This is a genomic window from Klebsiella sp. 141198 (genome assembly GCF_050600785.1).
GTDB classification, from domain to species: Bacteria; Pseudomonadota; Gammaproteobacteria; order Enterobacterales; family Enterobacteriaceae; genus Klebsiella; species Klebsiella aerogenes.
The window spans coordinates 1,066,356-1,085,261 of sequence record NZ_JAQIRM010000001.1 but is presented as its reverse complement, the minus strand read 5'-3'; the positions used below and the strand labels follow the sequence as shown (position 1 = coordinate 1,085,261).

The following is an 18,906-nucleotide window of genomic DNA, read 5'->3' as shown; positions in this document are numbered from 1 at the left end:
GCTGTCAAGAAATAATATAGTGAGTGATACAAAATGTCCGTGATTAGCAGGACTGGCACTACAGCAGATACGCGATAATGAATGCCAGTCCCTGAGAAGACCAGAACCTTACTGCGGGAGTAATTCGATGAATTTAGCCAGCCACTGTGGGTGCGCGGGCCAGGCGGGGGCGGTGACCAGATTACCGTCAACGTGCGCCTGGTCGATGCCGATATCCGCATACTGGCCTCCGCTCAGCCGCACTTCCGGGGCGCAAGCCGGATAAGCGCTACAGGTACGGCCTTTGAGAACCCCCGCCGCGGCGAGAATTTGCGGGCCGTGGCAGACGGCGGCAATCGGCTTTTGCGCAGCGTCAAAAGCCTGTACCAGCTTAATTACCTGCTCATTCAGGCGTAAATATTCGGGCGCACGGCCGCCGGGGATGAGCAGCGCGTCGTAGTCTTGCTCTTCTGCGCTTTCGAAGTCGGCGTTCAGCACGAAGCGATGACCGGGTTTTTCGCTGTAGGTTTGCGCGCCGTCAAAATCATGAATCGCCGTCAAAATATAGTCGCCTTTGCTTTTATCAGGACAAACGGCATCAACCTGATAGCCGATCATCTGTAGCGCCTGAAACGGTACCATGGTTTCGTAATCTTCGGCGTAATCGCCCACCAGCATCAATATTTTCTTGCCCATTGCGACAGCTCCTTGATGAATAATGATGCCTAAGGTATAGCCTGGTAAAATGAACAATGCCAACAGTTAACGTATGAATAAGACAGGATAGCGACAATAGCGATAAAATATAGTTTGGGTGTATTGGATAATGTCTAATAAATTTAAAATATGAATTAAATGGAGTGGCAAGAAATTTATCGATAAATAAATAACTTCTATTTTCTAAGTTTTTCCTTTTTTGTTGACGGATACAATGTATTTGTTAGTATCGGCTTGTTCTCTATTTAATTGGGGGGTAGTCCGTTGGGATATACTGTCTGCCGTATATATGCTTTCCATTTTTCACACCTGTGAATATATTCGGGTATCTCGAGTGGTTGAGCGTTGGTGGGCGTTGATAATGGCTTTTAATATTGCCGGTATAGTGTAAATTTATTATTTAAAGTAATATTTTACGATGAGTAAGCATAATGGAGTATGAATGAATAAAATTCACCGTCTGACATTGATTGGTATTATTATTAACTTAGCCATGTTTCTTTTGGTGCTCAATGAGGTTAACTCGCTCTCAGATTATTATGGCTACGATCGAACGCTGCGTTTGATTAAAGATTTGGTCACAACACTAATTCCTCTTGCTATAGTTGCTCAGGTTGTAAGCGTTCTGTTATTACCGAAAGCTCCGCGTGTTGGTATTGTGTTTGCTTATCTCGGTGGAATTACTATGGTGCCGATTGGTTTGGTGTTTTTAATCGGTTATCTTTTTAGCTACGAACGATACTGCAACGCAGGTCTTGATATTTACAGTACTAAAACTGCGGTTGATATATCGAAGCCTGAAGACAAAAGTTATAAATTAACATGCGATACATCCCGATTTGTTCCTACTGGTGCTATTGCTTTATGCATGGGGGTTATTGTGCTGGTGATGGGACAGGGAATTGGCTACCTATTGGTCGCAGTAGGAGTTCTCAATATCTGGAATGGGGTACGCCTCAAGGAGCGCGTTATAATCGGTCTTTCTGGCGATAAATTGATAGTTAAACCAAAGTTGTACTCAGACACCTTTATCGTTCCGTTGAGTGAAGTCGTATTAACCGATAAAGGGGTGAATAATGATAAAGTTTCTTTAAAGTTCTTACGTACCGGACGGGCGTTTGACGTGCGCAAGAAAATGCTGGCAGGTGAGAATATTGATGAATCATTAGAATATATTATTTCAAAAATCCCCGTAGCGTGATTATTTATCAGTGAAGTGAATGTAGAACGGCACTTTTAAGGTGCCGTTTTAGTATTTTCTGGTGATACTGAAGCGTTGCGTTAATCCACGTTGGTAAAGTAATCGCGAGCGACCGCTTCCACACGCTTTGCTTCCAGGCCGGTCTTTTCGCTGATCCCGGCGATAAAAGGCTTGAACTGCTCGGTCATCACGTGGCCGCCGTCCCAATGGGCGACGTAGTAACGGCACTGATAGCGATAAAAGTGGAGGGTCTTTTCTCCTAACGTGTAATACATGACATTCTCCTGTCCAGTGTGTCGGGCTGCGTCCGCAGAAGCTAATGGGGCGTTACCACAATAATCAGGTATTTGATTATATCCTGCTCCCAAATGTGGGAAATTTCCAGCAGGCAATAGCCCGGCGGGGCACATTTTCCTCTGGTTGCGATCTATACCATTTGCGATTGATTGTTGATCATACATAATGTATTTAATTAGACTAAATGTATTAAAGATGGCTATCCATTGATCAACAAGGCGAAACAATGACTCTACAACTCCCCGATTATCGCGACGTGGCGGCAGCCGCGCAGCGCATTGCCGACTACGCCAACCGAACGCCTGTGATGACCTCGCGTACCCTGGATGAACGATACTCAGCGCAGCTGTTTTTAAAGTGTGAAAACTTTCAGCGCATGGGGGCGTTTAAATTTCGCGGCGCAATGAACGCGTTGCAACAGTTTAGCCCAGCGCAAAAACGGGCCGGGGTAGTGGCGTTTTCTTCTGGCAATCATGCGCAGGCCATCGCGCTGGCGGCCAAACTGCTGGGCATTCCGGCAACCATCGTGATGCCACATGATGCGCCAGCGGCGAAAGTCGCCGCCACCCGGGACTACGGCGGCAAAGTGGTTTTTTATGACCGTTACATGGAGGATCGCGAACAGATCGGACGTGACCTGTCGCAGCAGCATGGGTTTACGCTTATCCCTCCTTACGATCATCCGCACGTGATTGCCGGGCAGGGGACAGCGGCGAAAGAGTTAATAGAAGAGGTCGGTCCGCTCGATGCGCTGTTTGTCTGCCTCGGCGGCGGTGGTCTGCTGTCAGGCTCGGCGCTGGCGGCACGTCATCTGTCTCCGGGGTGTAAAGTCTATGGCGTAGAGCCTGAAGCTGGCAATGACGGCCAGCAGTCGTTTCGTTGCGGAAGCATTGTGCACATTGAGACGCCGAAAACCATCGCCGACGGCGCGCAAACCCAGCATCTGGGGCAATATACTTTTCCGCTAATACAGCAACACGTCGACGATATCCTGACCGTGAGTGACGATGAATTAGTCGCGTCGATGAAATTTCTCGCTGAGCGAATGAAAATGGTGGTTGAACCGACAGGTTGTCTGGGTTTTGCTGCCGCCCGGAACGCTATGGCGCAGCTGCGGGGTAAAAAAGTCGGCATTATCATCAGCGGCGGTAATGTGGATATGAGCCGTTATAGCGCCTTATTAGGCACCGGGAACGGCTTATGAGTAGTGAGATGTCACCCTTGCTGGCGCAGCTTGATATCCTCGCTCAGGGGTTAAGCGAAACCTTTGCGCCGTTTTGCGAAGTGGTCGTGCATGACCTCACGCATCCTCAGCACGCCATTTTATCAATTCACAATAACCTCTCGGGCAGAGAGGTTGGTCAAGCGGCGACCGAGATGGGGTTAGCGCGGATTGCCAGCGCCGAGTTCCCGGCCGTTGTCGCCAACTATGCTAATCAGTTTGCTGACGGTCGTGCGGTGAAAAGTACCTCTATCGGTATTAAAGGGGAGAGTGGTGAATATGTAGCCGCGCTTTGTCTTAATGTCGATATCACGTTGTTTCGCGGTATGCAAAGCGCGTTAACGCGTTTTACCGCTACGGAAAGCGCCGCGGTGACCGAACATCTTGAACCCGGCGGTGCGGCGGCCATTCGCCAACGGATTGATGCATTTGCCGCCGAGCGGGCGACGACAGCCAGGGCGCTGAGCGCAGCGGATCGTAAAATGGTCATTCAACAGTTGCGTAAAGAGGGGCTATTAGATCTGCGCAAGTCGATGGAAATGGTTGCGCAGCATCTTGGTATTTCGCGGGCGACAGCTTATTTATACGCCCGGCAGGAGAGAGAAACCTAGCGGCCGCGAGGAGGTGCAGCCGCTATTCCATCTGGATATTTACTGAAGCCCGGCCAGTTCGTCGGCGGTTAACGCCAGCTTTTGCACGCTGCCGCTTTCTGATGAGGCAACGGCGGCTTCCAGCACCGCCATTACCGCCAGCGCCTGTAGCGGCGGCACCGGGTTGGCGATTTTGCCCAGCAGGGCATCGCGAACCTGAATATAGTACTGGCGCTGATCGCCTTTCGGCGTGGCGAGCGTGTGCGTCTGCAGGCTGGCATCGAACAGCGTCATGCTGTCGTCATCCTGGCCCCAGCTTTCGCTCCCTGGGATGACCCCAGCCAGCAGCTGGCTCTCCTGCTGGTCTGCTTTCAGTTTCACAACGCTGCCGCTATCGCCGTGGACCGTAAAACGCGAGACGCCGCCGGCAACCAGCATACTACAGTGCAGAATCACTTTGTGCTGCGGATAGTTCAGTACCACGTGCGCCCAATCGTTGATCTCCGCACCCTGTCGCAGGGTGGCGATATTGCCCTGTACAGTTTGCGGCAGGCCGAAAAGTTGTAACGTCTGGTCGATCAGATGGGGGCCAATATCAAACCACAGGCCGCTGCCGGGCACGTTCTGCTCGCGCCAGCGGACGCGTACTTCCGGGCGGAAGCGATCGATATGCGACTCGAAATGCTTAACCTTGCCGATTAGCCCCTGCTCGATGGTTTGCTTAATGCCAAGATAATCGCTATCCCAACGGCGGTTATGGAATACTGAAAGCAGGCGTTGCTTTTCTTCAGCCAGCGCGATCAGCTCGCGCGCTTCCTGCATATCGAGAGTAAAAGGTTTATCTACCACTACGTGCTTACCGGCATTGAGCGCCAGGCGAGCCAGCGGGGCGTGGGTGGCGTTTGGCGAAGCGAGTACCACCAGGTCAACGTCCGGATGCTGAATGGCCTCTTCCGGCGAAGCGATTACCGTGACATCCGGCAGGTCCTGCTTCACTTTGGCTTCATCGCGGGAGGCAACGACGGCAAGCTTTAACCCTTCGACCGAGTTAATGAGCGGCGCGTGAAACGTTTTGCCGACAAATCCATAGCCGATCAGCGCAATATTAATGGGTTTACCTGCGCCGGTGATAACTTTATGCATGACTTTCTCCACGTTATTCAGCGTCAGCAATGCTGACCTGCATTGAATTGTCTTCGCCAAGCGCGTGCCACGGCTTGTCGAGGAACAGACGATCGATGTGTTTCAGTTCGGCGACCAGGTAAGGCTCGCAGCGATCAAGTTTTAGATGGTCAGCCACCAGCCAGTGCTCGATGCTGGCTGCCAGCATGGCGCGTTTTACTCCCGCATCTGCTTCCTGGCTGGCGCTAAGCCCTTGCCGCGCATGGATCGCGCAGGCGCCGAGAATGGCGATATCCGCGCGGTAACGGGAAAGCAGCGTAAGCGTAGCGCTACCGGCAAACAACCGCTGCCGCATATCCCATCTACCGCCGAGTAAAACCAACTCGATATCGGGCCGTTCGCTAAATAGTTGTGCAATATCCAGCGAAGGGGTGATGACCGTCAGCGGCCCTTTTAGATGAGCGGCGACGGCAAGTACCGTGCTGCCGGCGTCTAAAAATAGTGTTACTCCCGGTGGAACCTCACGGGCGACCAGCGCGCCGAGGCGCTGTTTAGTCTCGGGCAGCAGCGCATTGCGCCCCTGACGATTCATGGCTGGAAGATCGAGAGCGATAGCGCCGCCATGGTTTTTCTGTACCAGTCCGCGTTTTTCCAGGTCACCAAGATCGCGGCGGACGGTATCGGGCGAGACCTGCAATCGTTCAACCAGTTCACTGATGCTAATTTGACCGTTTTCGCTCAGTAGTTCGAGCAAAAACTGTTGTCGTGCGGTTTTATGCATAATCGCTTTTCCTGCAAAATACTGCAATAACATGCATAATACAGCATGATGTGGGAATGTGAATCGCAATAAACAGCAAAAAATGCGTTACCAGTTAACAGGGTGATTGTGCATCGCTTTTTGGGAAGGGGGACCGGCTTAGCGCAGCCTGAGGCGCGTTCAACCGGTCTATTTAAATATAATGCGCTCAGCGCATTACCCAGTGCTGATTACCGACTTGTTCGTAGCGGCGGGTCGGCGGCTGCCAGTCTTTATCGCGAAACGGCGAGGGCAGTTCATCGTTATTGACTTCACGCAACAGATGGCGACGAGACGGATCGGTTTTCGGGATCGCCGCAATCAGCTTTTGAGTATACGGGTGCTGCGGATTAGCGAAAATGGCCTGCCGTGGGCCAATTTCGACGATTTCACCAAGATACATCACCGCCACCCGGTGGCTGATGCGTTCAATCACCGCCATATCATGCGAGATGAACAGAAACGCGATTTTCATCGTTCGCTGCAGTTCGATAATCAGATTGACCACCTGCGCCTTGACCGATACATCCAGCGCCGACACCGACTCGTCGGCGATAATCACCTTGGGATTCATCGCCAGCGCGCGAGCAATGCAGATGCGCTGGCGCTGACCACCGGAGAATTCATGTGGATAGCGGTTAAGCACCGCGACGCTGAGACCCACTTTCTCAATTAATTCATGGGCGCGCGCCAGCGCCTGCTGGCGGGTGGCAAGGCCATTTTCCAGCAGCGGTTCAATCAGCGTTTCCTGGATTTTCAGCCGTGGATTCAGACTGGCGAACGGATCCTGAAAAATCATCTGGATATCCTGGCGCATCCGCTTTTGCTGCTGGCGCCCGGCTTGCAGGACGTCATAGCCATTCAGGCGAACCTGACCGGATTGCGCCTGGACCAGACGAATGAGACTGCGACCGGTAGTCGATTTACCGCAACCTGATTCGCCCACCAGCGATAGCGTTTCGCCGGGCCATAAATCAAAGCTGACGTTTTCTACGGCGTGAATATGCCCGGCTAACTGATTAAAAAAGCCTTTTTTAACCGGAAACCGGGTGACCAGGTTTTTGACGGATAACACCGGTTCGTTGCTGGTCAGGCTAAGGTCTGGCTCTGGCGGAAAACGACGAATGTCCCCCGTTTGTAGGTTCACCGATGGGAACTTACAGGGTGTCGAGCTCATATCCATTTCACCTGCCGCGGGTACCGAGGCCAGCAGCGCGCGGGTATAGGGCTGCTGCGGGGCGGCGAATAGCGTCGGCGTGCGCTCGCATTCGATGGCATCGCCGCGGAACATCACCAGCGTATCGTCGGCGGTTTCCGCGACTACGCCCATATCATGGGTAATAAACAGCACCGCGGTATTGTTTTCTGCCTGCAGGGTTTTGATCAGATCAAGGATTTGCCCCTGGATAGTGACGTCCAGTGCGGTCGTGGGTTCATCGGCGATCAGCAGTTTAGGCTTCAGGGCCAGCGCCATCGCGATCATCGCGCGCTGGCGCATACCGCCGGAAAACTGATGCGGATATTCATCGAAACGCTGCGCAGCATGCGGAATGCGGACTTTATCCAGCAGGGCGATGGCCTCCTGCTTCGCCTGGCGCGCCGATAAACCTTGATGGCGAATAAAGACTTCCGCTATTTGGTTGCCAATGGTAAATGCCGGATTGAGACTGGTCATCGGCTCCTGAAAAATCATCGCTACCTCGGCGCCGCGTACGCGACGCATTTCCTCTTCAGGAATCTCGAGCAGTGATTTACCGCCGAGCAGAACCTGTCCCTCGGTACGGCTATGGCGGGTAGAAAGCAGGCGCATAATGGCCATCGCCGTCACGCTTTTGCCTGAGCCGGATTCGCCAACAATCGCCAGCGTCTTACCAGGATAAAGGCTAAAACTAATATTACGCACCACCTTCTGCCAGCTCTCGCCGTGGCGGAATGAGACGCTCAGATTGTCGACGGCCAGCACTGGCGCAGGCGTTTCACGGTTCATGACTCAGGACTCCCTGGCAAAGGGCGCGCGGGCGGAAACCCGCACCAGTGGAGTGAATTCGAGGTCACGCTTAAACGGCCAGGTGGGGGTCAGCATTCGCAGACGCGCCACCCGTTCAATATCCTGATCGACCACCCCTTCCGAGAGCGCCATCAGATTCGGATTGGCCAGCGGCGCCAGTTCCGGCGATAAATAGCCGGATTTGACCACCAGAATTTTCACCTGCCGCGGGTCGAGTCCCAGCGCGCTAAAGTCAGCGATATCGTGATACGGACGACGACGGTCGGCCACCACTACGGTAATCCCATCTGTCTGTAGCACCGCCTGATTGGCCGGGCGCTGCGGATCCGCCGCCAGCAGACCAGTGACGGTAAAACGCGCGCTCGCGCTGACGCCCGCCGGATCGAGGCTGGCGCCGACCGTTAACTGCAGTTCTGCGCCGATGCCGGCTTCAAACGCCGAACGTGTTGCCGGCGCGTCGGTAATGCCGGCGACAAGGGTATTTTGCGCCTGCTGACGTAGCAGTTCAGCGAGCACGTCGCCGCGATCGCCGACGCCGCCGCCGGTGGGATTATCGCCCGAATCCGCCAGGATAACCGGGCCCGTGGCGCTGGCGATAGCCTGAACGACGCATTCGGCGACGCTGCCCGTCCGGCAGCCGAAAACAAAATCTTCCCGCACGTCCCAATAGGCCTGCGCCAGTTTCGCGGCCTGTTGCTCCAGTACCGCGCGATCGGTGCCGGTAAAAATGGCCGCGGCGGTGGCGCGCGGTTCGTCGGCCCACACGTAGCCGACCATTAATGAGCTATCGAGTACGCCGTCTATCTGGTCGCTGTTTGGCAGCATGGCATAGAGGCTTTTCGCTGGCTCATCTTCCGTACTGGTCCGCTCGCCAGGGAGTAATACCGGGATGGGGGCCCACACTATGCCCGGGCGCACGCCGCTTTGCAGACTATCCACCAGCATACTGACCGAACGGCGCATGGTTTCTTCAATATCGATATGCGGCGCGGTGCGATAGGTTGAGAACATGTCGATGGCGTCGATAATGCGCTGGGTCACGTTACCGTGTAGATCGTAGCTGACGGCAATCGGGCAGTCATCGCCGACGCAGGCGCGGGCAGCAGCGATCCAGTCGCCTTCAGCGTCTTCCATACCTTCAACGTACATTGCGCCGTGCATCGCGAGGTACAGGCCGTCGATCGGCAGTTGCGCCTGCAGACGGCTTAAGAATTCGGCCTTGAACTGTTCGTAAGTTTCCCGAGCTACCGGGCCGCCGGGAATCGCCCGGGTGTGCAGCGTCGGCAGAAACGTCGCCGGATACTCACGTAAAAACTGAAAGTGGGGCGCCTGCAGCAGGGCATCGCCTCTGACGGTGCGAAACTCTGCTTCATGAGTCAGTACCGGGTTAAACGTGCTGCATTCAATATGTATTCCACCAACGGCAATGCGCATAGGGACCTCGAAATTATCCTGGAAAGAGAACGTGAGTCAGAGCGACGCTCGCCGCGGCGAGCGCCCAGCTATCTGGAGCCAGCGGGCGATAGATAAGCGGCGTTTTCCCCGCCATCCCCGGCAGCAGGTTGGTTTCAATGGCTTGTTGCATCACGGTATTCAGTAAACCGTTAAAGCTATCCGGCTGGTGGGCAAGCATGATCGCCGCCGGATCGTGGGTCTGGATCTGATGTGAAATAGCCAATCCTAAGGCGTCGCCGGCCCGATGCAGGATCTGGATGGCGGCGGTGTGGCCCTTACGCGCCATGGCCTCCAGTTCATCCAGGTGGTCGGTGTCGATACCAGCCATGCGCGCCTGTTCAAAGATGGCGGTGAGAGACGCGATGGTGTCGAGACAGCCACGCTTCCCGCAGCGACAAGGCGTGCCCGCCGGCACGATGGTGCAGTGGGCTATTTCGCCTGCGCCGCCGTGGGCGCCGCGCCAGATTCGGTTATAGATAACCGCCGCGCTGCCGATGCCGCTGCCGTGCGATATCACCACTGCGCTCTCCAGCTTGCGTAGATGGCCAAACGTTTTCTCCCAGTTCGCCAGCGCCCGGGTGTCGTTTTCAATAAATACCGGGATCCCGCCGGTCGCGCGGCTTAACAGTTCAGCCAGCGGCACCTGATGCCAGCCGAGCAACGCCGACTGTACGCAGACCGATTGCGCGGCGTCGACAAAGGCAGACAGGGCAAAACCGATGCCGACCAGCCGTTGGCGCTCAATGAGCGTATCGTTTAACAAACTGCGGATTTCACCCGCCAGTTGCTGGATTACGTCGGGAATTTCAAGCTGCGGCGTGAGCAGGCGTTCGGCGATTTTCTCACCGCTGGCATTTATCAGTACCAACACCAACTGGTTATCAATCAGCGAGATGCCGATGGCGTAAGCGGCGTCCGGCGCCAGCGAAAGGGTGACGGAGGGGCGTCCCTGACCGCCGGAAGCGGCCATATCGCTCTCCTGTAGCAGACCATCAGCCAGCATCTCTTTTACCAGTGCGCCAATGGCCGCCTTACTCATACCCGTCAGGCGGGCGAGATCTGCGCGGCTGGCGCCTTCCTCGCTGCAGACCAGATGAATCAATTGTTGGTGGAGTTTGTTCAGCATAGTTACTCAGCCATAACGCTTTTTTCTGAACATAATCGCGGACTGGCGCTTTAGCAATCAGTTTATTTTCAAAAATAACTAAATCATCACATATAAGTTAAATTTATTACCTAATTAAGCGTTAATCATGGCTAATATCACATTTATGGGACTCTGTTTTGGGTAAAAAGAAAACCTAATCGCAACATAACAGCCACAACTGGCGACATAACAGACAGGTAGGGGTTAACGGATGAAGGCAATTATGAATAAATATCGACTTGCCATTCTGGCAGGCTTACTGGCAGCCGGCGGAGCGACGGCGCTGCAGGCGGCAACGCTGAACGTGATGCAAAACGAACCTCCGCGTAGCATGGATCCGGGCGACCAAACCGCGACCTTTACCGATACCGTATTAAAACCGATGTATGAAGGTCTGGTGGATTTGTCGCCGGATTTCAAAATCGCCCCGGCGCTGGCTACCGCCTGGAAGGTCAGCGATGACGGTAAAGTCTGGACTTTTACCCTGCGTAAAAACGTCACTTTCCATGACGGCTCGCCGTTCAATGCCGATGCGGTAGTCGCCAATATCGAACGACATATCGACCCGAAAGGCGGACTGGCAGCCAGTTCGCGGATGCGCAACGTGATCGCATCCGTGAAGAAGCTCGATGATGACAACGTCGAGATTACGCTGAAAAAGGTCTATCCCTCTTTCCTCAATCTGTTGACCGGCGGCTCGGCGAAGATGGTGAGCCCTGCGGCGGCGAAAGCTGGCACCATTGGCCGGAAAGCGGACGGTACCGGCCCATATATGCTGCAGGAGTATAAAACCGGTGAATACGTGCTGGAGAGGAAAAACCCGAAATACTGGGGCGAGAATCACGGCCCGGATGAGATTAAGTGGACCTGGAGCGCGGAGCCGTCGGTGATGAACATGGCGCTGCTTTCCGGTCAGGTCGATGTGATTAACCCAGTACCGCCGCAGTTTGGTCTGCAGTTGAAAAGCAACCCGCAGGTGAAGCTGGAGCAGGGGCAGGGTGCATCCGTATTCTGGGTGGCGCTCAACGTTGAGCAAAAACCGCTAAATGATGTCCGCGTGCGTCAGGCGCTGAACCTGGCGACCGACAAAGAAGCGCTGCTGAAGGCGGTGATGTTTGGGTTTGCTTCTGCCGCCAACTCGCCGCTGGCCCCGGTGAACGAAGGATATGATAAAACCCTCAACGACTATCCGTGGGATCTCAATAAAGCGAAAGCGCTATTAAAAGAGGCCGGTTACCCGCAGGGTTTTGAGATGAACATCGCCGTGCAGGGACCGGATGCGCGTACCGCGCAAATCCTGCAGGCGATGTGGGGCAAAGTTGGCGTGAAGCTCAATATCCAGCAGATGGAGAGCGGCGTCTGGAGCAAAGCGGCGTTTGCCCCGGCGGCGGAAAAGTTGGCCAACCGTACCGATGCGGTGCTGGCTTCCTGGTCTTCCGGGCTTAATGGATCTGATTTGCAGTTGCGCCCGCTTTACTATTCGCAGAGCGCCGCGCCGGCTGGGGCCAATCTCGGATTCTACCGCAACCCGCAGGTGGATGAACTGTTAGACAAAGCGGCGACCACCATGGATGACAACGCGCGTATCGCCGAATATGTGGCGGCGCAAAAGGCCATTATGCACGACGCGCCGCATGTGATGCTCTACTTCCAGGACGATCTGTACGCCACCCGCGCCACCATTAAAGGCGTGCGAATGGAACCGGGCGGCGAAATTATCGTTACCGAAGCGCAAAAACCATAACGCTAGGGCCAGCGTGGAGTTGTTATGAAAGCTTATGTGATTAAAAAACTGCTTTCTTTGCCGCTGATCCTACTGGGGGCATCGCTGATTGTCTTTATGGCGATCAGAATGCTCCCCGGTGACCCGGCCCGCCTGATGGCCGGGCCGCAGGCCACCCAGGATGATGTCAGCCGTATGCATACGCGCCTCGGTCTGGACGATCCGCTGGCGGTGCAGTATGGCCATTTCGTTAGCGGAATGCTGAAGGGTGATTTTGGCACTTCGTTGAAGTCCGGCCAGCCGGTCTCCGCCGAAATGAGCGAGCGGGTTCCTTATACTTTAGGCCTGGCATTGCTGGCGTGGATGATGGCGGTGATCCTCGGCATTCCAATGGGAATGTGCGCGGCGATTTACCGCAATCATGTGGCCGACCATGTGCTGATGCTGGTGGCGATTGCCGGCGCGTCGATAGCCAATTTCTGGCTAGCGCTGATCGCCATGGATACCTTTTCCGTGAAGCTGGGTTGGCTGCCGCTACTGGGCGCCGAAGGCTGGAAAAGCTATATCCTGCCGTCGGTTTGCCTGGGGATTTTCCCGATGGCGGTGATGTCGCGGATGACCCGCTCCAGTATGGTTGACGTATTAGGAGAGGATTACATCCGCACCGCGCGGGCCAAAGGGCTGGCGCCGTTTCAGGTCTATTTCAAGCATGCGCTGCGCAATGCGCTGATCCCCATCGTGACGATTATCGCACTGAACTTCGGTAGCCTGATCGGCGGCGCGGTGGTGACCGAGTCGGTATTTAACTGGCCTGGGATAGGCCGCTATCTGGTGGATTCGGTACGCTATCGCGATTACCCCGTCATCCAGGGAGTGACGATGATTACGGTGGCAAGCGTGGTGGTGATGAACCTGGTTGGCGAGATGATCATCGCCAGAATCAATCCGAAAATAAGGTTTGACTGATATGTCGGAAATTTCACTCGCCAAATCGCGCAGCGGCGTTCTCAGCGGCCTGCGTTGGGGGATGGAGCATCCCTCGCTGACCCTCGGCGGCATCATCGTCGCCTTAATCCTGGTATGTGCGCTCTTCGCGCCGTGGTTAAGCCACTACGATCCCTATGCGCAGGACCTGCTGAATATTCTCTCCGCGCCGTCGGCCGACCACTGGCTGGGCACCGATGACTATGGCCGCGATATCTTTTCCCGCACCATTTACGGCGCCAGGATCTCGCTGATTGAAGTGGTGGTCAGCGTGGCGCTGTCGCTACTGATGGGGCTACCTCTGGGCATTATCGCCGCCCTGTGCGGTAAAAGTGTCGACCACCTGATTATGTGGGTGATGGATGTCATTTTCGCTTTTCCCGGCATCGTGCTGGCTATCCTGCTGGTCAGCGTCCTCGGCGCAGGGTTGATGAATATGCTGTTGGCGATCGCTATCTTCTCGGTGCCGGTTTACGCGCGTCTCAGCCGTAACCTTACCTTGGGCATCAAGAATATGGAGTACATGGAAGCGGCGCGGGCGCTGGGGATTGGCTACCGCCGACAGATAATTCACTACATTCTGCGTAATACCCTGGGGCCGATTACCGTGCAGGCGACATTGACCGGCGGCTCGGTGATCCTCGCCGCGGCTTCGCTCTCCTTCCTCGGCATGGGCGTGCAACCGCCGATGCCGGAGTGGGGGACAATGATGAGCGACGGGCGTAACTTCCTTGGCATCAGCCTGGGAATTTCGCTATGGCCGGGACTGGCTATTGTCTTTTCGGTATTGGGCTTCAACCTGTTGGGAGATGGCCTGCGTGATTTAATGGATTCGCGCCTATGAGTAACAGCGTGCTGTGTCTGGATATTGGCGGCTCCTTTATTAAAAGCGCGGTTTCTCCAGCGCCGGGGAAACTGGTTATGCCGCGCCAGCGGGCGATGCCGCTAAGCTCCTGGCCCGACTTCGTTTGCGCCGTGCAGGAGATTATCGCGCAATATGGCGATGCGATTAGTGAACAGAGTCCACTGGCGCTCTCCTGCGCCGGAGTGGTGGATGTCGCCAATGACCGTATTCTGTCGAGCAACATTCCGCCGTTCGCCGGTATTGATATTACCCAATCGCTGCAGGCTGAGCTTGGGCGTCCGGTGACGATGGCCAACGATGCGGACTGTTTTACCTTAGCCGAGGCGCGTTTCGGCGCGGCAAAAGATCTGCCGGTGGTGTTGGGCGTGATCCTCGGCAGCGGGATCGGCGGGGGGATTGCCATCAACGGTAACATTCTCTACGGCAATCAGGGAATCGGCGCCGAGTGGGGGCACGGACCCATTACGCGCACTCATCTGCGGGGAATTGAGTTGCCTCGGCTGGCCTGCGGCTGCGGACAGCAGGGCTGCCTCGATACGCTCGGCGGGGCAAAAGGGATGCAGCGGCTGCATCAACTGCTCAACGGCCAGGCGCTGAGCAGCGTGGAGATCGTAACGCGAGGCATGGCGGGGGAAGAGACTGCGGCGTTCACCCTTGAAGTATGGCTTGATTTGGTGAGCGAACCGTTGGCCCATACGGTGAACATTCTCGGGCCGCATAAAATCGTCGCTGGCGGCGGGCTGGCGGGTGAAACGGCGTTGCTGGCGCGCCTTGATACAGCGTTGCGGGCAAAGATTCTGCTGAAGAGCGCTGAGCCACTACTGGTCGCCGGGCAATTTAGTCGCGAAGGGGGATTACTGGGGGCATCGGTGCTGGGCTGGGAAAAATTTTAACCAGAAATGTGGCAGATCTGACGGAAGCTTCTAGGATTAGAGCCTATCCCAGTAGGCGTAATTGGCGCAGCCAGTTTGAACACGGACAGCGCGCAGAAACCGGAGCGTACACGTAGTACGTGAGGATTTCGAGCACTGCCCTGGTTCAAAATGGCAAGTAAAATAGCCCTAATGGGATAGGCTCTTAATCTGCTTATAACAATGGAGTAATAACCATGTGCACCAATTTACACGATAACGCCCGCCGCTATGCGGAAGAGAAAAAATGAACGCTTCCTGCTAATCCTGCCCTGCGCCCGCCCAGACGATGGCAAGGGTTAATACTGTGGATTAGCCGACGACTGATACGAACTAATAAGAACCCGCCAATGGCGGGTTCTCCCTTTCTGATGGCCTGAACAACTTACTTGAGCATTTTGTTATAGACGTAAAAATCCGTATCACGTACGAAGCCGCTACGCTCGTATAACGCCTGCGCTTTAGTATTATCGGTTGCCGTGCTGAGCATAATAAATGCTGAATCACTCTCTTTTGCCAGCTGTTCGGCACGGGCAATCAACTGCTGCGCTACGCCGTGCTGGCGGGCAGACTCATCAACGTACAGATCGTAAAGCAGCCAGATGCGCTTCATTTCCAGCGAGCAGAACAGGGGATAGAGCTGGGTAAAGCCCACCGCTTTGCCGTCCACTTCTGCGAAGAAAATGACCGACTCATTCAGTTGCAGGCGCTTAAGGATGAACTCCCGCGCCTGAACGAGATTTTCTTCGACCTGATAGAAACGACGATAGGCGAGATACAGCGGCAGGACGGTATCGACATCCTGGGGCTGGGCTTGATAAATATTCATACTAAAACCTCATTACAATTACGGATGTAATTGTAATACAAATATGATCAGCTGTCGCCAAACGCGCTATGCTGCGTATTTGTTAGGCGATTGCGACGATTGCGGGAGGCGAAATTCAGCCGAATAGCGTACCTTATGGATTATTCACGCTTTTTACAGGCATGCATTAATGGAGGTTCAGTGGACGCGATTAAGGGCTCGGAGCTGAAAGTGCCGGACGCCATCTTTGCATGGGTGCTCGACGGGCAGGGCGGCGTAAAGCCGCTGGCTGATAACGATAATATCGATAAGAGCAATCCCTGCTGGCTACATCTCAATTATACCCATACCGACAGCGCCGACTGGTTAGCCGCCACGCCGCTGTTGCCGAATAACGTTCGTGATGCGCTGGCCGGGGAAAGCACTCGTCCGCGGGTGACGCGCATCGGCGATGGCGCGCTGATTACCTTGCGTTGTATCAACGGCAGCACCGATGAACGCCCCGATCAACTGGTGGCGATGCGTCTGTATATGGACGAGCGGCTGATTGTCTCTACCCGTCAGCGCAAGGTGCTGGCGCTGGATGACGTGCTGGGCGATCTGCAGGAGGGCAACGGGCCGACGGATTGCGGCAGCTGGCTGGTGGAAATCTGCGATGCGTTGACCGATCACGCCAGCGAGTTTATCGAACAGCTGCATGACCGGATTATCGACCTTGAAGATGACCTGCTCGACCAGCAGGTGCCGCCGCGCGGATTTCTGGCGCTGCTGCGTAAGCAGCTCATCGTGATGCGCCGCTATATGGCTCCCCAGCGCGATGTCTACGCCCGTCTTGCCAGTGAGCGCTTGCCATGGATGAGTGACGATCACCGTCGCCGGATGCAGGATATTGCCGACCGCCTTGGCCGCGGCCTTGATGAGATTGACAGCTGTATTGCCCGTACGGCAATCATGAGCGATGAAATCGCGCAGATTATGCAGGAGTCGCTGTCGCGACGGACTTACACGATGTCGTTGATGGCGATGGTTTTTTTGCCCAGCACCTTCCTGACCGGGCTGTTTGGCGTCAACCTTGGCGGTATCCCGGGTAACAGCTGGCATCTTGGTTTTTCGATATTTTGCGTAATGTTAGTCGTTCTAATCGGTGGTGTTACCTGGTGGTTACATCGTAGTAAATGGTTGTAAGAAATTGTCTTTTCAGGCGATTTTGCCGCTGAAACCCCGGCAATATTTGAGCGAAATCAATAAACCATCTACCCATTCAGGGCAATATCTCTCTCGCAGGTGAATGCAACGTCAAGCGATGGGCGTTGCGCTCCATATTGTCTTACTTCCTTTTTTGAATTACTGCATAGCACAATTGATTCGTACGACGCCGACTTCATTGAGTCGGCTTTTTTTTGCCCTCTGCCAGCTAACTTCTACGCTTAAAGAATAGTCCTGTAAAGAGAGGGGATAAACTATGCGTAACCTGGCGCTTTCCTTGCAGTCGATACCCATCGGCCCTGAGCCCAACGACCCGGTGCCCGTACCCGATCCGCGGCCCCGTCCGCACCCGCTTCCCGACCCGCCTCCGGACGATGATCCGATTAAATTGTCGCATCAAGAGCGGAGATCTGCGAGGATACGCGCCTGCAGATTGTCCGCCCTTTAATGCGAGAAAACATTGTGACCGCTTTTTCAACACTGAACCTTTTGCCCGAAGCTCAACTGAACAACCTTAACGAACTGGGATACCACGCGATGACGCCGGTGCAGGCCGCCGCATTGCCGGCTATCCTGGCCGGGAAGGATGTGCGCGTACAGGCGAAAACTGGCAGCGGTAAAACGGCGGCCTTTGGTCTGGGATTGCTACAGCACGTTGACGCCGGTCTGTTCCAGACCCAATCACTGGTGCTGTGCCCGACCCGCGAACTGGCGGATCAGGTCGCTGGCGAACTGCGTCGCCTGGCGCGCTTTTTGCCAAATATTAAAGTATTAACCCTCTGCGGCGGCCAGCCTTTCGGCGCCCAGCGCGATTCCTTACAGCACGCGCCGCATATTATTGTCGCCACGCCTGGCCGCCTGCTTGACCACCTGCAGAAGGGGACCGTATCGCTGGATGCGCTGCAGACGCTGGTTATGGATGAAGCCGATCGTATGCTCGATATGGGCTTCAGCGATGCTATTGATGAAGTGATTCGTTATGCGCCAGCTTCGCGCCAGACATTACTGTTCTCCGCGACCTGGCCGGAAGCTATCGCCGCCATCAGCGGCCGGGTGCAGCGGGATCCGCAGACGATTGAAATCGATAGCGTTGATGCGCTGCCGTCTATTGAACAGCAGTTCTTCGACGTTTCGCAAAGCGGTAAAATCAAGCTGCTGCAAAAATTGCTCAGCCAGCATCAGCCGGCTTCCTGCGTGGTATTTTGTAATACTAAGCGCGACTGTCAGGCGGTATGCGATGCGTTGAATGCTGCCGGCCAGAGCGCGCTGTCGCTGCATGGCGACCTGGAGCAGCGTGACCGCGATCAGACGTTGGTGCGTTTTGCCAACGGTAGCGCGCGCGTACTGGTGGCGACCGACGTTGCGGCGCGCGGCCTGGATATCAAATCGCTGGAGCTGGTGGTTAACTTTGAACTGGCGTGGGATCCTGAAGTTCACGTTCACCGTATCGGGCGAACCGCTCGCGCAGGTGAAAGCGGCCTGGCGATTAGTTTCTGCGCGCCGGAAGAGGCGCAGCGCGCTAACATTCTTGCTGAAATGCTGCAGATCAAACTCAACTGGGTTAACGCGCCGGCGGGTAATAATATTGCGCCGCTGCAGGCGGAGATGGCGACCCTGTGTATTGATGGCGGTAAGAAGGCGAAAATGCGTCCGGGCGATGTGCTGGGGGCGTTAACTGGCGATATGGGGTTTGATGGCGCCGATATCGGTAAGATCAACGTTCATCCCGCGCATGTTTATGTCGCTATTCGTCAGGGCGTGGCGCAAAAGGCCTATAAGCAGCTGCAAAACGGCAAGATCAAAGGCAAGTCCTGCCGCGTACGTTTGCTGAAGTAAGGGCGGCAAGTGACGGTCTCCGGCGGTTGCCGGAGA

The 18,906-nt window shown here is 55.1% G+C and carries 18 protein-coding genes; 10 read left to right on the top strand and 8 right to left on the bottom strand.

The genetic code is table 11. The features are described 5' to 3' along the window. Positions 1-108 precede the first annotated feature (108 nt). The gene (locus PGR10_RS05225; RefSeq protein WP_087859434.1) at positions 109-675 is read right to left on the bottom strand and encodes a DJ-1/PfpI family protein; all 567 of its coding nucleotides are present in this window, start codon (positions 673-675) and stop codon (positions 109-111) included. A gap of 463 nt (positions 676-1,138) precedes the next feature. Between PGR10_RS05225 and PGR10_RS05220 the strand changes: the two genes are divergently transcribed. Next, positions 1,139-1,897 (top strand): hypothetical protein, encoded by a 759-nt coding sequence (locus tag PGR10_RS05220; protein ID WP_308958923.1) that lies wholly within the window; start codon positions 1,139-1,141, stop codon positions 1,895-1,897. Between the two features lie 80 nt (positions 1,898-1,977). On the opposite strand, the gene PGR10_RS05215 is transcribed toward PGR10_RS05220, so the two are convergent. Next, complete coding sequence (locus PGR10_RS05215; protein WP_015366303.1) at positions 1,978-2,172, bottom strand: hypothetical protein; 195 nt, start codon at positions 2,170-2,172, stop codon at positions 1,978-1,980. A gap of 248 nt (positions 2,173-2,420) precedes the next feature. Here PGR10_RS05215 and PGR10_RS05210 point away from each other — a divergent pair, with 248 nt between their 5' ends. Then, positions 2,421-3,398, top strand: a complete 978-nt coding sequence (locus PGR10_RS05210; RefSeq protein ID WP_430923070.1) for a threo-3-hydroxy-L-aspartate ammonia-lyase — start codon at positions 2,421-2,423, stop codon at positions 3,396-3,398. Beyond that, positions 3,395-4,027, top strand: a complete 633-nt coding sequence (locus PGR10_RS05205; RefSeq protein WP_213316225.1) for a helix-turn-helix transcriptional regulator — start codon at positions 3,395-3,397, stop codon at positions 4,025-4,027. The genes PGR10_RS05210 and PGR10_RS05205 overlap by 4 nt, the downstream gene beginning before the upstream one ends. A gap of 39 nt (positions 4,028-4,066) precedes the next feature. On the opposite strand, the gene PGR10_RS05200 is transcribed toward PGR10_RS05205, so the two are convergent. The 5 genes from PGR10_RS05200 to PGR10_RS05180 form a co-directional block, all read right to left on the bottom strand. Beyond that, a complete protein-coding gene (locus tag PGR10_RS05200; protein ID WP_271032672.1) occupies positions 4,067-5,149 on the bottom strand; it encodes an oxidoreductase in 1,083 nt (360 codons plus the stop codon). A 13-nt stretch (positions 5,150-5,162) separates the two neighbouring features. Beyond that, positions 5,163-5,909, bottom strand: coding sequence for a DeoR/GlpR family DNA-binding transcription regulator (locus tag PGR10_RS05195; protein WP_430923069.1), 747 nt, complete (start codon positions 5,907-5,909; stop codon positions 5,163-5,165). A gap of 187 nt (positions 5,910-6,096) precedes the next feature. Then, complete coding sequence (locus PGR10_RS05190) at positions 6,097-7,914, bottom strand: ABC transporter ATP-binding protein (protein WP_316424031.1); 1,818 nt, start codon at positions 7,912-7,914, stop codon at positions 6,097-6,099. A 3-nt stretch (positions 7,915-7,917) separates the two neighbouring features. Further along, positions 7,918-9,369: a M81 family metallopeptidase gene (locus PGR10_RS05185; RefSeq protein ID WP_430923067.1), complete on the bottom strand. Its 1,452-nt coding sequence runs from the start codon at positions 9,367-9,369 to the stop codon at positions 7,918-7,920. Positions 9,370-9,382: 13 nt separating this feature from the next. Next, a complete protein-coding gene (locus PGR10_RS05180) occupies positions 9,383-10,516 on the bottom strand; it encodes an ROK family transcriptional regulator (protein ID WP_430923066.1) in 1,134 nt (377 codons plus the stop codon). Positions 10,517-10,748: 232 nt separating this feature from the next. On the opposite strand from PGR10_RS05180, the gene PGR10_RS05175 reads away from it, so the two are divergent. From PGR10_RS05175 to PGR10_RS05160, 4 genes are read left to right on the top strand one after another with little or no spacing between them, the layout of a single operon-like run. Next, complete coding sequence (locus PGR10_RS05175) at positions 10,749-12,281, top strand: ABC transporter substrate-binding protein (RefSeq protein WP_430923065.1); 1,533 nt, start codon at positions 10,749-10,751, stop codon at positions 12,279-12,281. A gap of 24 nt (positions 12,282-12,305) precedes the next feature. Continuing rightward, a complete protein-coding gene (locus PGR10_RS05170) occupies positions 12,306-13,226 on the top strand; it encodes an ABC transporter permease (RefSeq protein WP_032711787.1) in 921 nt (306 codons plus the stop codon). 1 nt (position 13,227) lies between these two features. Next, positions 13,228-14,088 carry an ABC transporter permease gene (locus PGR10_RS05165; RefSeq protein ID WP_087859443.1) on the top strand — a complete coding sequence of 287 codons (861 nt, stop codon included), beginning with the start codon at positions 13,228-13,230 and terminating at the stop codon, positions 14,086-14,088. After that, positions 14,085-15,002: an ROK family protein gene (locus PGR10_RS05160; protein WP_430923064.1), complete on the top strand. Its 918-nt coding sequence runs from the start codon at positions 14,085-14,087 to the stop codon at positions 15,000-15,002. The genes PGR10_RS05165 and PGR10_RS05160 overlap by 4 nt, the downstream gene beginning before the upstream one ends. A gap of 403 nt (positions 15,003-15,405) precedes the next feature. Here PGR10_RS05160 and PGR10_RS05155 read toward each other — a convergent pair whose 3' ends face one another. Then, positions 15,406-15,849, bottom strand: coding sequence for a GNAT family N-acetyltransferase (locus PGR10_RS05155; RefSeq protein ID WP_045397472.1), 444 nt, complete (start codon positions 15,847-15,849; stop codon positions 15,406-15,408). Positions 15,850-16,029: 180 nt separating this feature from the next. Between PGR10_RS05155 and zntB the strand changes: the two genes are divergently transcribed. From zntB to dbpA, 3 genes are all read left to right on the top strand, one after another. Further along, positions 16,030-17,013 (top strand): zinc transporter ZntB, encoded by a 984-nt coding sequence (gene zntB / locus PGR10_RS05150; protein WP_045397470.1) that lies wholly within the window; start codon positions 16,030-16,032, stop codon positions 17,011-17,013. A 277-nt stretch (positions 17,014-17,290) separates the two neighbouring features. After that, positions 17,291-17,482 (top strand): hypothetical protein, encoded by a 192-nt coding sequence (locus PGR10_RS05145; protein WP_087859447.1) that lies wholly within the window; start codon positions 17,291-17,293, stop codon positions 17,480-17,482. Positions 17,483-17,496: 14 nt separating this feature from the next. Further along, on the top strand, positions 17,497-18,870 hold the full coding sequence (dbpA, locus tag PGR10_RS05140; protein WP_087859635.1) for an ATP-dependent RNA helicase DbpA: 1,374 nt from the start codon (positions 17,497-17,499) through the stop codon (positions 18,868-18,870). Positions 18,871-18,906 lie beyond the last annotated feature (36 nt).